Source organism: Arthrobacter sp. Soil782 (assembly GCF_001428435.1).
Taxonomy (GTDB): domain Bacteria; phylum Actinomycetota; class Actinomycetes; order Actinomycetales; family Micrococcaceae; genus Arthrobacter_D; species Arthrobacter_D parietis.
Genome location: NZ_LMSO01000001.1, coordinates 341,290 through 357,375 on the forward strand (window position 1 = coordinate 341,290; position 16,086 = coordinate 357,375).

General features: G+C 65.3%; 10 protein-coding genes. 9 read left to right on the forward strand and 1 reads right to left on the reverse strand.

The window, feature by feature from the left end:
- The first annotated feature begins 110 nt into the window (after positions 1-110).
- From glmS to mgrA, 8 genes are all read left to right on the forward strand, one after another.
- Entirely contained in the window at positions 111-2,045 is a 1,935-nt protein-coding gene (glmS, locus tag ASH00_RS01675; protein ID WP_056544127.1) for a glutamine--fructose-6-phosphate transaminase (isomerizing), read from the forward strand.
- 6 nt (positions 2,046-2,051) lie between these two features.
- Entirely contained in the window at positions 2,052-2,423 is a 372-nt protein-coding gene (locus ASH00_RS01680) for a holo-ACP synthase (protein ID WP_056544129.1), read from the forward strand.
- Between the two features lie 10 nt (positions 2,424-2,433).
- The gene (locus tag ASH00_RS01685; protein ID WP_056544132.1) at positions 2,434-3,963 is read left to right on the forward strand and encodes an NAD(P)H-hydrate epimerase; all 1,530 of its coding nucleotides are present in this window, start codon (positions 2,434-2,436) and stop codon (positions 3,961-3,963) included.
- Between the two features lie 104 nt (positions 3,964-4,067).
- Positions 4,068-6,254: a glycogen debranching protein GlgX gene (gene glgX, locus ASH00_RS01690; RefSeq protein WP_056544134.1), complete on the forward strand. Its 2,187-nt coding sequence runs from the start codon at positions 4,068-4,070 to the stop codon at positions 6,252-6,254.
- A gap of 44 nt (positions 6,255-6,298) precedes the next feature.
- Positions 6,299-8,614: a malto-oligosyltrehalose synthase gene (gene treY / locus ASH00_RS01695; protein WP_056544138.1), complete on the forward strand. Its 2,316-nt coding sequence runs from the start codon at positions 6,299-6,301 to the stop codon at positions 8,612-8,614.
- Positions 8,611-10,365: a malto-oligosyltrehalose trehalohydrolase gene (treZ, locus tag ASH00_RS01700; RefSeq protein WP_056544141.1), complete on the forward strand. Its 1,755-nt coding sequence runs from the start codon at positions 8,611-8,613 to the stop codon at positions 10,363-10,365. The genes treY and treZ overlap by 4 nt, the downstream gene beginning before the upstream one ends.
- A 16-nt stretch (positions 10,366-10,381) precedes the next feature.
- Positions 10,382-11,920 carry an FAD-dependent monooxygenase gene (locus ASH00_RS01705; RefSeq protein WP_082565828.1) on the forward strand — a complete coding sequence of 513 codons (1,539 nt, stop codon included), beginning with the start codon at positions 10,382-10,384 and terminating at the stop codon, positions 11,918-11,920.
- A 4-nt stretch (positions 11,921-11,924) separates the two neighbouring features.
- Positions 11,925-12,971 (forward strand): L-glyceraldehyde 3-phosphate reductase, encoded by a 1,047-nt coding sequence (gene mgrA / locus ASH00_RS01710; protein ID WP_056544144.1) that lies wholly within the window; start codon positions 11,925-11,927, stop codon positions 12,969-12,971.
- A 622-nt stretch (positions 12,972-13,593) separates the two neighbouring features.
- On the opposite strand, the gene ASH00_RS01715 is transcribed toward mgrA, so the two are convergent.
- A complete protein-coding gene (locus ASH00_RS01715) occupies positions 13,594-14,940 on the reverse strand; it encodes a family 4 glycosyl hydrolase (protein WP_056546475.1) in 1,347 nt (448 codons plus the stop codon).
- A gap of 55 nt (positions 14,941-14,995) precedes the next feature.
- On the opposite strand from ASH00_RS01715, the gene ASH00_RS01720 reads away from it, so the two are divergent.
- The gene (locus ASH00_RS01720) at positions 14,996-16,081 is read left to right on the forward strand and encodes a PfkB family carbohydrate kinase (protein ID WP_056544148.1); all 1,086 of its coding nucleotides are present in this window, start codon (positions 14,996-14,998) and stop codon (positions 16,079-16,081) included.
- Positions 16,082-16,086 lie beyond the last annotated feature (5 nt).

A 16,086-nucleotide genomic window follows, 5' to 3' on the forward strand; every position in this document is an offset into this window, starting at 1 on the left:
GCCCCCTGACCAGGACATTAACAAACGGGTAGGCGCCTCTCCGGTGAGCTGCACCACGCCTGAACTTCGCGGCGCAAAGGAAGGAGTGCTAGGCAGGTACGCTTAAGCCCATGTGTGGAATCGTAGGATACGTAGGCCGGAACAACGGCGCATCACTGAACAGCGCGGTACTCGAGGACGTCGATTCAAACGGCAGCCACGGCGCCCTTGACGTTGTCATGGAGGGCCTGCGCCGGCTCGAATACCGCGGCTATGATTCCGCGGGCGTTGCAGTCCTGACGGAATCCGGCATCCAGTCGCGCAAGAAGTCCGGCAAGCTGACCAACCTTATTGCCGAGCTTCAGGAAGCGCCGCTTCCTGATTCACTGACGGGAATCGGCCACACCCGCTGGGCCACCCACGGTGGCCCGACTGACCAGAACGCGCACCCCCACCTGGCCGACGACGGCCGGTTGGCGATGATCCACAACGGCATCATCGAAAACTTCGCCGAACTCAAGGCCGAGCTTCTCGACGCCGGTGCCACCTTCATCTCCGACACCGACACCGAGGTTGCCGCAGTACTGCTGGGCAGCATTTACCGCCGCCTGGCGGACGCCGAAGCCGGTTCCGGTTCCGAAGACACGCTGACCCGGGCAATGCAGGAAGCCAGCCAGCGCCTCGAAGGCGCCTTCACGCTGCTGGCCATCCACCAGGACGCCCCCGACGTCGTTGTGGCTTCCCGTCGCAACTCCCCGCTGGTTGTGGGCCTGGGCGAGGGCGAGAACTTCCTCGGCTCGGACGTCTCCGGCTTCATCGACTTCACCCGCCGCGCAGTGGAGCTGGGCCAGGACCAGGTAGTCACCATCACCCCGGACGCGGTTGCAATCACCGACTTCTTCGGCGCTCCCGCCGAGGGCAAGGAATTCCATGTCGACTGGGACGCCGCCGCCGCGGAAAAGGGCGGCTACGACTCCTTCATGGAGAAGGAAATCAATGACCAGCCCGACGCCGTTGGGCAGACGCTGCTGGGCCGCACCGACGCCAAGGGAAACCTGGTACTGGATGAACTCCGCATTGACGAGTCAATTCTGCGCTCGGTGGACAAGATTGTTGTCCTTGCCTGCGGAACCTCTGCCTACGCCGGCTCGGTGGCCAAGTACGCCATTGAACACTGGTGCCGTATCCCCACCGAGGTGGAACTCTCCCACGAGTTCCGCTACCGGGACCCGATTGTCAACGAGAAGACCCTCGTGGTTGCCATCTCCCAGTCCGGCGAGACCATGGACACCCTCATGGCGGTCCGCTACGCCCGCGAACAGGGCGCGAAGGTGGTTGCCATCTGCAATACCAATGGGTCCACCATCCCGCGTGAATCGGACGCCGTGCTGTACACCCACGCGGGGCCGGAAATCGCTGTGGCATCCACCAAGGCTTTCCTTGCGCAGATCACCGCCGCCTACCTGCTCGGCCTCTACCTGGCCCAGCTGCGCGGCAATAAGTTCCGCGACGAGATCAACGCCGTCCTGAGCGATCTCAACGAGATGCCCGCCAAGATCCAGCAGGTGCTCGACAACGCGGATGCGGTCAAGAAGCTCGGTCGGGACATGGCAGATGCCAAGTCCGTTCTCTTCCTGGGCCGCCACGTCGGGTTCCCGGTCGCCATGGAAGGCGCGCTCAAGCTCAAGGAGCTCGCCTACATCCACGCCGAGGGGTTCGCTGCCGGTGAGCTCAAGCACGGCCCCATCGCACTGATCGAGGAGGGCCAGCCCGTCGTCGTCGTGCTGCCGTCCCCGCGCGGCCGCGACTCCCTGCACTCCAAGGTGGTCTCCAACATCCAGGAGATCCGCGCCCGCGGTGCGGTCACCATTGTGATTGCCGAGGAGGGCGACGAATCCGTGGCAGCGTTCTCCGAGCACGTCATCCACGTGCCGCAGACCTCCACGCTCCTGGCGCCCCTCCTCACCACGGTTCCGCTGCAGATCTTCGCCCTTGAACTGGCATCAGCCAAGGGTTATGACGTTGACCAGCCCCGTAACCTGGCCAAGTCCGTCACGGTCGAGTAGGCGCCGATGATTATCGGTATCGGCGTAGATGTTGTGGACGTAGCCCGGTTCGAGCGCCAGGTCGAGCGCACACCCGGGTTGCGCGAGCGCCTGTTCGTTGCGGCGGAGCGCGGGCTCAACACCCGCTCGCTGGCCGCACGTTTCGCCGCGAAGGAAGCGGTGGCCAAGGCGCTCGGCGCACCGGCGGGCATGAACTGGCAGGACTGTTGGATAGGTCTCGACGCCAACGGCAGCCCCACGGTCCAGGTGTCCGGCACGGTTCAGGCTGTTGCGGATGCACGCGGAGTGAACCGCTGGCACCTGTCGCTCAGCCACGACGGCGGGGTAGCAACCGCCATGGTGGTTGCCGAGGGCGAATATTCGGAGCCCAGCCGGTAGGATTCTAAGCATGCTTAGTGCTTATACCGGGAATCAGGTCCGAGCAGCGGAATCCCCGCTGCTCGAGGCCGGACTCGGGGATGAGCTGATGCAGCGTGCTGCGCACGGGCTCGCACAGGCCTGCGCAGCTGAACTCCAGGCAACGGGCGGCACTTATGGCCGCGCCGTCGTCGTACTGGCCGGCAGCGGCAACAACGGGGGAGACGCGCTCTACGCCGGCGCCCGCCTGCAGCAGCGGGGAGCGGGCACGACGGCGGTACTCACCTCGGATCGCGTGCACACGCAAGCGCTGGCCGCCTTCCGTGCAGCGGGCGGCCGGGTTGAACGCCTCACCGGAGCCACCCTCGACCGCGTGCTTGAGCGGGTTGCCGCGGCGGATCTGGTGATCGACGGCATCCTCGGCACCGGCGGCGTGGGAGGACTGCGCGGCGAGGCTGCTGGACTGGTGGGACGTCTGAACGCGCGCAGGATGGCCGGGCGGGTAGTGGCGTGCGATGTTCCGAGCGGCGTCAACGCAGACACCGGCGAGGCTTCCGGCGAAGTCCTTGCGGCGGACCTCACCGTCACATTCGGCGGGTTAAAGTCCGGACTGCTGACCGGCGCCGGAGCACGCGCGGCGGGACGGGTAGTAACCATCGACATCGGGCTTGGCCCCACGCTTCCCGAGCCACGCATTTATTCGGTGGAGCCCGCCGACTTCCGGCATCTGTACGCAGTGCCGCAACCTGCTGACCACAAGTACAGCCGCGGCGTCCTCGGGATAGCTGCCGGGTCCGCGCTGTACCCCGGTGCAGCGGTTCTGGCCACCGGCGCGGCGCTGGCTACCGGCGTCGGAATGATTCGCTTCCTGGGACCGGACCCGGTGACAAGCCTCATCAACACCGTGCACCCTGAGGTGGTGTGCTCCCACGGTTCAGTTTCCGAGTCCCATGTCCAGGCGTGGCTCGTGGGCCCGGGTGCTGCCGAGGATCCGGGACAGAGGCAGCGCGCCCGCGATGCCCTTGCCTCCGGATTGCCTGCTGTGGTTGACGCCGGAGCGCTCCCGCTGCTGCCGGAGACCGTCGACAGCCACGTCATCCTCACGCCCCACGCGGGCGAGCTGGCGGCGCTGTTCGAACGGCGCGGGAAAAGCGTGGAACGGGAAGCCATTGAGGCAGCGCCGCTGGAGAGTGCCCGCCGTGCCGCCGAGACGACCGGCGCCACCGTCCTGCTGAAGGGCTACACCACTGTGGTGGCAGCGCCGGACGGCACGGTCTTCAGCCAGGCCAACGCCACGCCGTGGCTGGCCACAGCCGGCTCCGGGGACACCCTCGCGGGGATCCTGGGCGCGCTGGTTGCCACCAATACCCGCAATAACGACGCCGGTACCTGGCTGGGGCTGCCGTCGTCGTCGCGCTGGGCTGCGCTGGCGGCAGCAGCCGCGATGCTGCACGGTTTGGCCGGTCAGCGCGCGGTGAAGCGCGGACCGATCGTGGTGAGTGAACTGCCACGCCACGTCCGGCGGGTTATTCACCAAGTGTTGCGGGATCCGCCCCTCTGACACCCGGTAAGGTCGTTCACCAAAATGTCAGATCCCTGCGCTATGAAAAGATGCAGGAAACGCACCCGAGCAGATCGGGTGACGCAAACAAGCAAGGAGCACATATGGAACTGTGGCCAGGAGATGCCTATCCGCTGGGGGCAACCTATGACGGCACGGGAACCAATTTCGCGCTCTACAGCGAGATTGCCGAGAAAGTGGAACTCTGCCTCATTCACGATGACGGCACCGAAACACGCGTGGCCCTGAAGGAAGTGGACGGGTACGTCTGGCACGGATACCTGCCGCAGGTTGCTCCGGGGCAGAAGTACGGATACCGCGTCCACGGCCCCTACAACCCTGCCGAAGGCCACCGCTGCAACCCCAACAAGTTGCTCCTGGACCCCTATGCCAAGGCCATCCACGGCGAGATGGACTGGGACCAGGCGCTGTTCAGCTACAACTTCGGTGACGAGACCTCCTATAACGACGAGGATTCGGCATCACACATGATGCTCGGCGTGGTCATCAACCCGTTCTTCAACTGGGACGGGGACCGGATGCCGCGCACCCCGTACCACCAGTCCGTGATCTACGAGGCGCACGTCAAGGGGCTCACCCAACTGCACCCCGAGATCCCCGAAGAGCAGCGCGGCACCTACGCGGCAATCGCGCATCCCGCGATCATCGCCCACCTGCAGAAGCTCGGGGTCACGGCCATCGAACTGATGCCTGTGCACCAATTCGTCAATGACAGCACGCTGCAGGAAAAGGGCCTGTCCAACTACTGGGGCTACAACACCATTGGCTTCTTCGCGCCGCATAACGCGTACGGATCGTCCGGGGACGAGGGCGAGCAGGTCCAGGAATTCAAGGCGATGGTGCGTGAATTGCACCTTGCCGGTATCGAGGTCATTCTCGACGTCGTCTACAACCACACTGCCGAGGGCAACCACATGGGGCCAACCCTCTCGATGCGCGGCATCGACAACTCGGCGTACTATCGCCTGGTTGAGGATGACAAGCAGTACTACATGGACACCACGGGAACCGGCAACTCGCTCAACGTGGGCCACCCCCATGCCCTGCAGCTGCTGATGGACTCCCTGCGGTACTGGGTGACCGAGATGCACGTTGACGGCTTCCGCTTCGACCTGGCCTCGGCACTTGCCCGTGAGTTCTACGAAGTGGACCGTCTCGCGACGTTCTTCGAGCTTGTGCAGCAGGATCCGATCGTTTCTCAGGTCAAGCTCATCGCTGAGCCGTGGGACGTTGGCCCTGGCGGCTATCAGGTGGGCAACTTCCCGCCGCAGTGGACTGAATGGAACGGCAAGTACCGGGACACCGTGCGGGACTTCTGGCGCGGTGAGCCCTCCAGCATCGGTGAGTTCGCCTCCCGGCTGACCGGCTCGGCAGACCTGTATGAGCACTCGGCACGCCGCCCGGTGGCCTCCATCAACTTCGTCACCGCCCATGACGGTTTCACGCTGCGGGACCTGGTGTCCTACAACGAGAAGCACAATGAGGCTAACGGTGAGGACAACAACGACGGCGAATCCCACAACCGCTCCTGGAACTGCGGCGAGGAAGGGCCTTCGGATGATCCGGTAGTGCAGTCGATGCGTGCGCGCCAGCAGCGGAACTTCATTGCCACGCTGCTCCTCTCACAGGGTGTGCCCATGATCTCCCACGGCGATGAACTGGGCCGCACGCAGGAGGGAAACAACAACACCTACTGCCAGGACTCGGAGCTGTCCTGGGTGCACTGGGACAACCTGGACCAACCGCTGCTCGAATTCACCGCCGCAGTGAACCGGCTCCGTTCCGAGCACCCTACGTTCCGGCGTCGTCGTTTCTTCGACGGTCGTCCTGTGCGCCGCGGCGAGGGCGAGGCTCTGCCGGACATCGTCTGGCTGGATACCGCGGGCGAGTTGATGGCGCCTGAGGACTGGGATTCCGGCTTTGGCCGCTCCATCGGCGTTTTCCTCAACGGGCAGGGAATCCACGGGCGCGACCAGCGCGGCCAGCGGATCACGGACCTGAACTTCCTGCTGTACTTCAATGCCAATGATGAGCCGGTGACGTTCACGGTTCCCTCCACTGAGTACGGGCCCATGTGGGATGAGGTCATCGACACCGCCGGTGTGTACGCGGACTCCGAGCCGATCCCCGCGGGAGGGAACGTGACCGTGGAGGCCAAGGCAATGGTTGTCCTGCGTGCGCATGAGGAAGCCGAAGATCTGGACCACTCAGTTGCCGCGTCACTGGCAATCCTCGCAAACGAGAACACCGGGAAGACAACCGCCCCGTAAAGGCTTGTCCAACCGCACTACCACCCACCTCCGAGGAGGCATTCGTGCTGACACCCAAGTCCACCTATCGGCTGCAGATTCGATCCAGCTTCGATCTGACCGCCGCAGCGGAGACCGTGCCCTATCTTGTAGACCTCGGGGTGGACTGGGTGTATCTTTCACCCGTCCTCACGGCGGAACAGGGATCCGACCACGGGTACGACGTCACCGATCCCACCTCGGTGGACCCGGAACGGGGAGGCACGGAAGCGTTCGACGCACTGTGCCGGACGGCGCACGAGGCTGGGCTCGGTGTCCTCGTGGACATCGTGCCCAACCACGTGGGCGTTGCCACCCCGGCGCAGAACGCGTGGTGGTGGGACCTCCTGGCCAAGGGAAAGGAGTCCCGCTACGCCGAGGCGTTCGACGTTGACTGGGACGCTGGCGGCGGCCGGATCCGGGTGCCGGTGCTCGGAGACAGCGGCACCGAGGAAGATCAGCTCAAGGTGGTCGACGGGGAGCTGCACTACTACGAAAACCGGTTCCCCATCGCCGAGGGGACAGCGCAGCCCGGTGACACCGGTGCCCAGGTCCACGCACGGCAGTACTATGAGCTGGTGAACTGGCGTCGTGCGGACAGCGAGCTGAACTATCGCCGGTTCTTCGGCGTAAACACCCTTGCCGGAGTCCGGGTGGAGGTGCCTTGGGTTTTTGATGAAGCGCATTCAGAAGTAGGCCGCTGGTTCGCGGAGTCCCTCGTGGATGGAGTTCGGATCGACCACCCGGACGGCCTCGCGGATCCTGCGGGTTACCTCCAGAGGCTGCGGGAGCTCTCGGGCGGCGCGTACACTCTCGTCGAGAAGATCCTGGAGCCGGGCGAGGAGCTGCCGGAACGCTGGGCCTGCGAGGGAACCACCGGTTATGACGGACTGGCGGTGGTGGACCGGCTCTTCGTCGACCCCGAGGGGCAACCTGCACTGGACGCAGCCGTGCCCACCGAGCGCTTTGTGCACATGATCCACGGGACCAAGCGCGGCATCACCGACGGGATCCTGCGTTCCGAGGTGCTCAGGCTTGCCCGCCTTGTGCCGGCTTCAGCGAACCTTGAGCCGGAGCAGGCCGCAGATGCGATTGCCGAACTGCTCACCTGCTTCCCGGTGTACCGCAGCTACCTGCCCGATGGCGCCGACCACCTCGCCGACGCAGTACTGGATGCAAAGGTCCGCCGTCCGGATCTCGCGTCTGTCATCGACGCCCTGCATCCCCTGCTGAACCCCTACCGCTCAAACCCGGACGCTGAACTGACGGAGCTGGCGGTCCGGTTCCAGCAGACCTCGGGCATGGTGATGGCCAAGGGTGTGGAAGACACCGCGTTCTACCGGTTCAACCGGCTGACCTCGCTCAATGAGGTTGGCGCAGATCCGTCAATCTTCTCGCTGGACACTCACGAGGTGCACCGCGCGCTGCTAGAGCGCCAGGAGTTCTCCCCACTGACCATGAACTCGCTCAGCACACATGACACCAAACGCGGTGAGGACACCCGGGCCCGCATCACGGTGCTTTCCGAGCTGGCAGGGGAGTGGACTGAGGCCCTCGACCAGCTCAACCGGCTGGCACCGATCGGTGACACAGCCTTCGCATCCCTGATGTGGCAGGCCCTGATCGGAGCCTGGCCGCTGAGCCGTGAGCGGGCCCACGCCTACGTCGAGAAGGCCTCGCGCGAAGCCGATGCCAGCACCCACTGGACGGCGCCCAATGCCGCGTTCGAGGAGAAAATGCACGACGCCGTCGACGCAGCCTTCGACCGCCCTGAGGTGAACGGCCTCATCACGTCGCTGGTGGGGAAGACGGCTGCGCCGGGGTGGTCGAACTCGCTGGGCGCCAAGCTCGTGCAGCTCACCATGCCGGGCGTCCCGGACGTCTACCAGGGCTCCGAACTGTGGGAGACCTCCCTGGTGGACCCGGACAACCGGCGTCCGGTGGACTTTGCGGCCCGCAAGCAGGGGCTCGTGGACCTCGCGTTCGGTGCGCTCCCGCAAATTGACGACGGCGGTATGGCCAAGCTCCTCGTCGTCTCGCGTGCCCTGCGGTTGCGCCGGGACCGGCCGGAACTGTTCTCCGGTTACCGTTCGGTGCTGTCCACCGGATCTGCTGCCGAGCACGCCTTCTCCTTCGATCGCGGGGGCGCCGTCACGGCCGTTACACGTCTTCCGCTGGGACTGGAGCGGGACGGCGGGTGGCGGGACACCGCCGTCGTACTCCCCGAAGGTACCTACAGCTGCGCAATTACCGGCACCGGTTTCGAGGGTGGGCCGGTTCCCGCCGCACGGCTGTTTGAGACCTACCCAGTGGCACTTCTCGTGAAGGAGGAAGCTCAGTGAATCCAACGATCGCAGCACGCTCAAGGTTTGATGTCTGGGCGCCGAAGGCGCAGACCGTAACCCTGGTGGCAAACGGAACCAACTACCCCATGGTTTTCCGCGAGGGCAGCTGGTGGGAGGCCCCGGAAGCTCCGGCCAGCGGTGAGGTGGACTACGGATACCTGATCGACGGCGCGGATCAGCCGGTGCCGGATCCCCGGTCCCGCAGGCAGCCGGAGGGAGTGCACAAGCTCTCCCGAACGTTCGACGCCGGTGCCTACTCCTGGGGCGACAGCGGCTGGGTCTCACCCGGGTTGGACGGGAGTGTCATCTACGAGATGCACATTGGGACGTTCACCCCCGAAGGCACACTGGACGCTGCCATCGGGAAACTCGACTACCTGGCGGGCCTCGGCGTGCAGTACGTCGAGTTGCTGCCCGTCAATGCCTTCAACGGCACGCATAACTGGGGTTACGACGGCGTGCTCTGGTACGCGGTGCAGGAAACCTATGGCGGGCCTGAGGCTTACCAACGGTTTGTCGACGCCGCGCACCAACGCGGGCTCGGCGTCATCCAGGACGTTGTGTACAACCACCTCGGCCCCAGCGGCAACTACCTGGGCCTGTTCGCTCCCTACCTGACCGAGGGCAAGTCCAACACGTGGGGCGATTCCCTGAACCTGGACGGCCCACTGTCCGATGAGGTCCGCCGGTATGTAGTCGAGAACCTGCTGATGTGGTTCCGCGACTATCACGTCGACGGGCTGCGTCTCGATGCCGTGCATGCGCTGCATGACGAGCGCGCCATCCACATCCTCGAGGAATTTGCGGTGGAAACCGACCGGTGCGCCGCGGAGCTCGGTAAGCCGTTGTTCCTGGTGGCGGAGTCGGACCTCAACAATGCGCGGCTCATCGCACCGCGCGGCGTCGGCGGCTACGGTCTGGCCGGCCAGTGGAGCGATGACTTCCACCACGCGGCCCACGTCAACGTCACGGGCGAGACAGTGGGCTATTACGAGGACTTCGACTCGATCGGTGCGCTGGCGAAGGTTTACACGGAAGGCTTCTTCCACAACGGAACCTGGTCATCCTTCCGCGAGCGTTCGCATGGACGTCCCATCGACCCCGCCAGGCACAGCCTGCACCAGCTCGTGGTCTGTACCCAGAACCACGACCAGATCGGCAACCGTGCGGCAGGTGACCGGATCAGCGCCTCGCTCAACACGGCACAGCTGGCGCAGGCGGCAGTACTGAACATCGCCGGGCCGTTCACCCCGATGCTGTTCATGGGAGAGGAGTACGGCGCGCTCACGCCGTGGCCGTTCTTCACCTCTCACCCGGAGCCGGAGCTTGGAAAGGCGACGGCGGAGGGACGCCTGAGGGAGTTCGAGAAGATGGGCTGGGACCCGGACACCGTGCCGAATCCCCAGGATCCGGAAACGTTTGTCTCCGCGAAGCTCAACTGGACAGAGCAGGAGCGGCCGGAACAGGCACGCCTCCTGAACATCTACCGGGAACTGATCGCGCTGCGCCGGAAGAACAAGGACCTGCACAATCCTGACTTCACGTCAGTGAAGGTCAGCTTCGACGAGGACCAGCGCTGGCTGGTGCTCCACCGGGGAGGTACCGCCGTCGTCGTGAACTTCGCGGACCGCGAGCGGCAGATTCCGGTGGCCGCGAAGAAGGTGCTGCTCAGCACCGAACCCGGGGAATCGATTGGGGACGGCACCGTCTCGCTTCCGGCGCACGGAACAGCGATCGTGAAGGTCTAGGAAAGGCAAGGCCACCATGCGCGAGCTCAGCACGGAGGTGCTTGTGGTCGGAGCCGGACCCACCGGCCTGATGCTCGCTGCGTGGCTGGCCAGGCTCGGCGTCCCTGCCGTACTCGTTGACGGCAAGGACGGGCCCACCCGGGAATCCAGGGCGCTCGGCGTTCATTCGCGGAGCATGGAAATCTATGACCAGTTGGGTGTGGTGGACCGTGTGCTTGCCGAGGGGTATTCGGCGGTCAAGATTCGTCCTGGTTATGAGAACCGTTCCTTCGGCGCCGTGCCGATCGGCAGGTTCGGCGGCGGGCTGACACCCTATCCGGGACTCCACATCCTGGAGCAGAGCAGGAATGAGCGCATCCTGCTTGACCGCCTGACGGAGCTGGGCGGATCCGTTCAATGGCAGCACGCGCTCGTCGGCCTGACGATGGACGGCACAACGGCGGGTGGCGGCGTCACCGCTGAATGCAGCGGGCCGGCGGGTCTCCTCCGCATCCGCGCGCGGTTCTGTGTCGGAGCGGACGGCGGATCTTCGGCGGTCCGGAAGCTGGCAGGGATCCCCTTTGAGGGTCAGACCAACGAGCACACGTTCTACGTAGCGGACGTCAACGGAGTCTCCGGCGTCGCGGAGGACAGCGTGAACCTGCGCTTCGGCGCCGAGGAGTTCCTGCTGGGTTTCCCCATGGGTCCCGGCGGCCATCACCGGCTGCTTGGGGTGTTGCGGACTGCCGGCGGTGAGGATGTTCCCGAGTCGCTGGCGCGTCAGCGGTTGGAAAGGGTGTTCGGAGTGTCCTACCGGGAGTCGCTCTGGTTCTCCACATACCGCATCCACCATCGCGTCGCAGCCCGCTTCCGGGAAGGTCCGCTCTTCCTTGCAGGGGATGCCGGGCATGTCCATTCACCAGTTGGCGCGCAGGGAATGAACACCGGGCTGCAGGATGCGCACAACCTGGCGTTCAAGCTGGCGGACGTGATTCAGGGCCGAGCGTCGGAGTCCCTGCTCGATCGGTACGAGGCCGAGCGGCGACCGGTGGCGCTTCGCCTGGTCAACAGCACCGACCGGGTGTTCGGCCTGGTGACGTCGGACCACCGGGTGGCCCGCACCATCCGGCGGATTGCTCCGCGGCTCATCGCCCCCGTGGCCATCCGGCTTCTTCCGCGCTTGCCCATCGCGCCCAGGCTCTTCGGTTACCTGTCCCAGATCCGCATCCACTACTGGATGGACAGTTCCTCGCCTGGACGCCGCGGACGGGTGATCGGCCGGAGATTGCCGTGGACCGGGTCGAATTTCGAGGTGCTGCGCTCAGCGGCCTGGCAGGTCCACACCTACGGTGAGGTGGATTCGGAAGTGGCTGCCGCCGTCGGGCATGGTTTGAAAGTGCCGGTTCACTCATTCCCCGAGGCGGCCGGCAAGGGGCTTCAGGAGGGGCAGTGTTACCTCGTGCGTCCGGACGGATTTGTGGCGGGGGCAGCGCCGGTGCACACCGCGGTGTCGCGGTTGCGTGCGCTCCTGCCGGATCAGTGGTTCGAGGCCGGGCCCACTAGCGACCTAGGATGAATTCATGACCTTTCACCCCGCGGACAACCGCTATGACACCATGCCGTACCGACGAGTGGGACGCAGCGGGCTGCACCTGCCGGCCGTTTCGCTGGGGCTCTGGCACAACTTCGGTGATGACAAGCCGTTTGATGTGCAGCGGAACATCCTGCGGCGGGCGTTTGACCTCGGCGTCAACCACTTCGACCTTGCAAACAATTACGGTCCTCCCTATGGCTCGGCGGAGACCAACTTCGGCAGGCACCTCAAGGATGACTTCCGGCCGTTCCGGGATGAGCTCGTGATTTCAAGCAAGGCCGGCTACGACATGTGGCCAGGCCCGTACGGTAACTTCGGTTCACGGAAGTACCTGCTCGCCAGCCTCGACCAGTCCCTGAACCGGACGGGGCTGGACTACGTCGACATCTTCTACAGCCACAGGCCGGACCCGGAAACTCCGCTCGAGGAAACCATGGGTGCACTCGACACAGCGGTCCGCTCGGGACGGGCACTCTACGCCGGTATCTCTTCGTATAGCCCTGAGAAGACCGCGGAGGCAGCGGCGATCCTGGCCGATCTCGGCACTCCACTGCTGATCCACCAGCCCTCCTACTCGATGCTGAACCGCTGGGTGGAGAACGGCGAGCCAAACCTGCCCGAGGTCCTTGAGCAGGTTGGCGCCGGTTCGATCGCGTTCTCCCCGCTGGCGCAGGGCCTGCTGACCAGCAAGTACCTCAACGGAGTGCCTGAGGGGTCCCGTGCGGCGTCGAACAAGTCGCTGTCCGAGGATCACCTGTCCGAGGAAAACCTGCGGCGGGTCCGCGGACTGAACGGCATTGCGGAGTCCCGTGGGCAGACGCTGGCCCAGATGGCCATCGCCTGGATTCTGCGCCCGCAGGGTAAGGGTTCGGCCATCACCTCGGCGCTGATCGGCGCGTCGAGTGTGAAGCAGCTCGAGGACAGCGTGGGCGCCGTCAACAACCTCGACTTCAGCGAGAGTGAGCTGCACGCGATCGACGAGTTCGCCGTGGAGTCGGACATCAACCTGTGGGCCAAGGCGCTCGAGGCGTAAGCCACACCGATGAGGCGAGGCGCGGCGGGACGTCTTTCCCGGCTGATTCCCGCACCTGCGGCGCGGTAGAGCAGTGAGCGCGAGGGGCAGTAGCCCTGAGAAGTTAGCCTGGCAGTCTTCCGGATGGTACGACGAGCCAGGCTCGCGCCTTTAAAGCGTGCGCACCTCTGCGACGAGCGGAGCTGCCCGGGCGATCCACGGCCCGCCCTTCTGGTAGCACGAAGCCACTGCATCGCTGACCCATAGCAATGGTTCCTCGTGCGCTTCAGATGCACGTACGCCAGGTCGGTGACTCCGTGTTTACGCAACCGGGTGGAAATGAGCCGGCGGTCAGCCCGGGCTAACGAATCATCCTGTTCAATGACCAGGCGTCCCGCGTTCGAGGCGCATAGATCATCGACGAGCGCTTCCAGGCATGCCCGACGGGCGACCTTATCGGGTTGTCCTTTCACTACATAGAGCACTGTCTGCACACCGGTGGTGGCAGCGCCGTCTAGGAACGCACTGCGTACAGCGTCCTTCTCACCCTTGAAATGCACCGACGCCGATCCACGGTGCCGCAAACCATTGAGGACTCTGCGGGCAGAGCCAACATCATCCGTTGTTGCCCACGGGCGCAAAATTACCGCCAGAGATCCCGCAACCCCGGGAATGCCTTCTCGTACCCTCTAAGTAGCCGCTGCGCGGTATGCGCGGAGTCGATCAACGGATGCAGTGTGAAGGCGCGCAGCGCCAGTGAGCGGTCCCCCTGCACGACGGCGGCGATCACGTCCTGCTCGACCCCTTTGACCTGCGCCATGAGGCCGATCTGGTGCGGCGTCGGCGTGCCCACCGGCAGAGCCTCGACGCCGCGGCCGGTGACGCTGGCCGGGATCTCCACCACGGCACCGGCGGGCAGTTGGGAGATCGCGTGCCCGTTCCGGATGTTGAGGATGAGCTCAGCAGGCTCGTCCCGCACCAGTGCACGCATTACCGTCAGCGCGACCTGCTCGTATCCACCGCCCGCCAGGTCCGATTCATCGCGAGATTCCTCCTCCGTACGGGCTTCGGCGAGATACCCCGCTTCGCGGAAACGCCGGGCTGCTTCCCAGACGGCGAACGGCGTATCGGTCACGCGCAGCTCCGGGTACAGACCCTCCTGCTGCCGAACCAGCGATTCGCCCCGCGTTTCGACAGCGGCTGCTACGGACCGCCGGGCCTCCGCGTGGAAGTAGTAGTAGAAGAGATACTCGTTCGGGAGCGCACCGAGCATGTGCAGGAACTGCGGACCGAACACCCGGCCTTCCTCGAATGAAGCCAGCCGGGAAGAATCGGCGAGCAGAGCGGGCAGGAGGTCATCGCCGTCGTAATCTAATCTCCGCAACCATCCCAAATGGTTCAGACCCACGTAGTCGACGCCGGTCAGGACACCGGGCGGCAACGGCACGCCGGCCGCAAGAGACGCCCTACGCACCAGCCCGGACGCGGAGTCACAGATCCCGATGACGCGCTCGAGGAGGAGCGGCTGCAGAGCCTCGGTGATGATTCCGGCAGGATTGGTGAAGTTAATGACCCACGCATCCGGGCAGACCGCGACGATCGCTTCGGCTACCGAGAGCATTTCCGGAACCGATCGCAGCGCATAGGACAGACCGCCGGCACCCACCGTTTCCTGCCCCAACAGCCCTTCGGCGATCGCCACCCGCTCGTCCAGCACGCGCCCGGAGGCACCGTCGGGACGGATGGCAACGAAGACGACGTCGGCACCTGACAGCGCGTCCTCCAACCGGTCATTCACGGTCAGACGGGGTGGCTGCGCGCCGTCCGGCAGGGGCATGTCGTGTGCCACACGGGCGACGGCCGCTGCGCGGGAGGGATCGGCGTCGTACAGGCGGACTTCGTGGACCAATCCGGCAAAGGCTCCCGAGCAGAGCGCACGGTAGATGAGGGGCACGCGAAACCCGCCGCCGCCGATGACTGCCAGTCTGATTGCGTGCACTGTGGTGATCCTTCCTCTCGCCTGACCGCAGAGTAGTGTGCCCTACATGGCCGCACTGAACCGCTTCGATCCGCTCGCCTCCGCACGGACCGGGAACGATCCGGAATTCGACCTCCTGCTGACCGGCTCGGTGTTCTTCGACATTATCTTCACCGGCCTCGAAGCGCTGCCCACGCCCGGAACTGAAGCCTGGGCCGAGGGGATGGGCTCGTGCCCGGGTGGGGTGGCGAACCAGGCGATCGCGGCAAGCCGATTGGGCCTGCGCACCACCCTGGCGGCCGCATTCGGCGACGACGGCTACGGCGCCTTCAACCGCAGCATCCTCGAGGGGCAGGAACACGTTGACCTGTCCCGGTCACGCATTTTTGAGCAATGGCATTCGCCGGTGACGGTCTCGCTCTCGGTCAACAGGGACAGGTCGATGGTGACGCACGGGCACCCCTCGCCGCTCTCGGCCTCCGCACTGGTCGCGGACCTGCCGCGCTGCCGGGCGGCCATTGCTGAGGTCGGTCCGGAGGTGGAACCTTGGGTGCCGGCAGCACACGCCCAAGGCATGCGGCTCTTCGGCGACGTCGGTTGGGACCCAAGCGGAACCTGGTCTTCGGAGGCGCTCGATTCGCTGCAGTTTTTCCACGCTTTCCTGCCCAACGAGTCCGAGGCCATGGCCTACACCCGGACCAGCGACCCGTGGGCGGCCCTGTATGCGCTCGCCGATCGGGTACCGGTGGCAGTAGTGACGGTTGGGCAGCAGGGTGCCATCGCCGTCGACTCGCTGACAGGGGAGGAGGAATGGGTGCCCGCGCTGCCGGTGAATGCCTACGATCCCACGGGCGCCGGTGACTGTTTCGGCGCGGCTTTCGTGATGGGTGATCTGGCGGGGTGGCCGCTTGCGGACCGGCTGGCGTTCGCCAACCTGTGCGCTTCGCTGTCGGTTCAGGAGGTGGGCGGTTCCCTCGCAGCACCCGGTTGGGGAGACATCGCCGACTGGTGGCGGCGGGTGAGTGCCGAGCGCGACGGCGTGCGGAAGCAGTGGCTGCGGCGCTACGCCTTCCTGGAGGACATCGTGTCGAACGTTCCTCCGTCAGCGGTGCGGCGCGCGAGCGCCACCATTGCGACGCAATCGGACGCGTAAGGGGG

Bases quoted from the DNA above. Each gene is read 5' to 3' on its own strand.
- ASH00_RS01685 (WP_056544132.1), top strand. From the start codon at position 2,434: ATGCTTAGTGCTTATACCGGGAATCAGGTCCGAGCAGCGGAATCCCCG.
- glmS (WP_056544127.1), top strand. From the start codon at position 111: ATGTGTGGAATCGTAGGATACGTAGGCCGGAACAACGGCGCATCACTG.
- glgX (WP_056544134.1), top strand. From the start codon at position 4,068: ATGGAACTGTGGCCAGGAGATGCCTATCCGCTGGGGGCAACCTATGAC.
- ASH00_RS01680 (WP_056544129.1), top strand. From the start codon at position 2,052: ATGATTATCGGTATCGGCGTAGATGTTGTGGACGTAGCCCGGTTCGAG.
- mgrA (WP_056544144.1), top strand. From the start codon at position 11,925: ATGACCTTTCACCCCGCGGACAACCGCTATGACACCATGCCGTACCGA.
- ASH00_RS01720 (WP_056544148.1), top strand. From the start codon at position 14,996: ATGGCCGCACTGAACCGCTTCGATCCGCTCGCCTCCGCACGGACCGGG.
- ASH00_RS01705 (WP_082565828.1), top strand. From the start codon at position 10,382: ATGCGCGAGCTCAGCACGGAGGTGCTTGTGGTCGGAGCCGGACCCACC.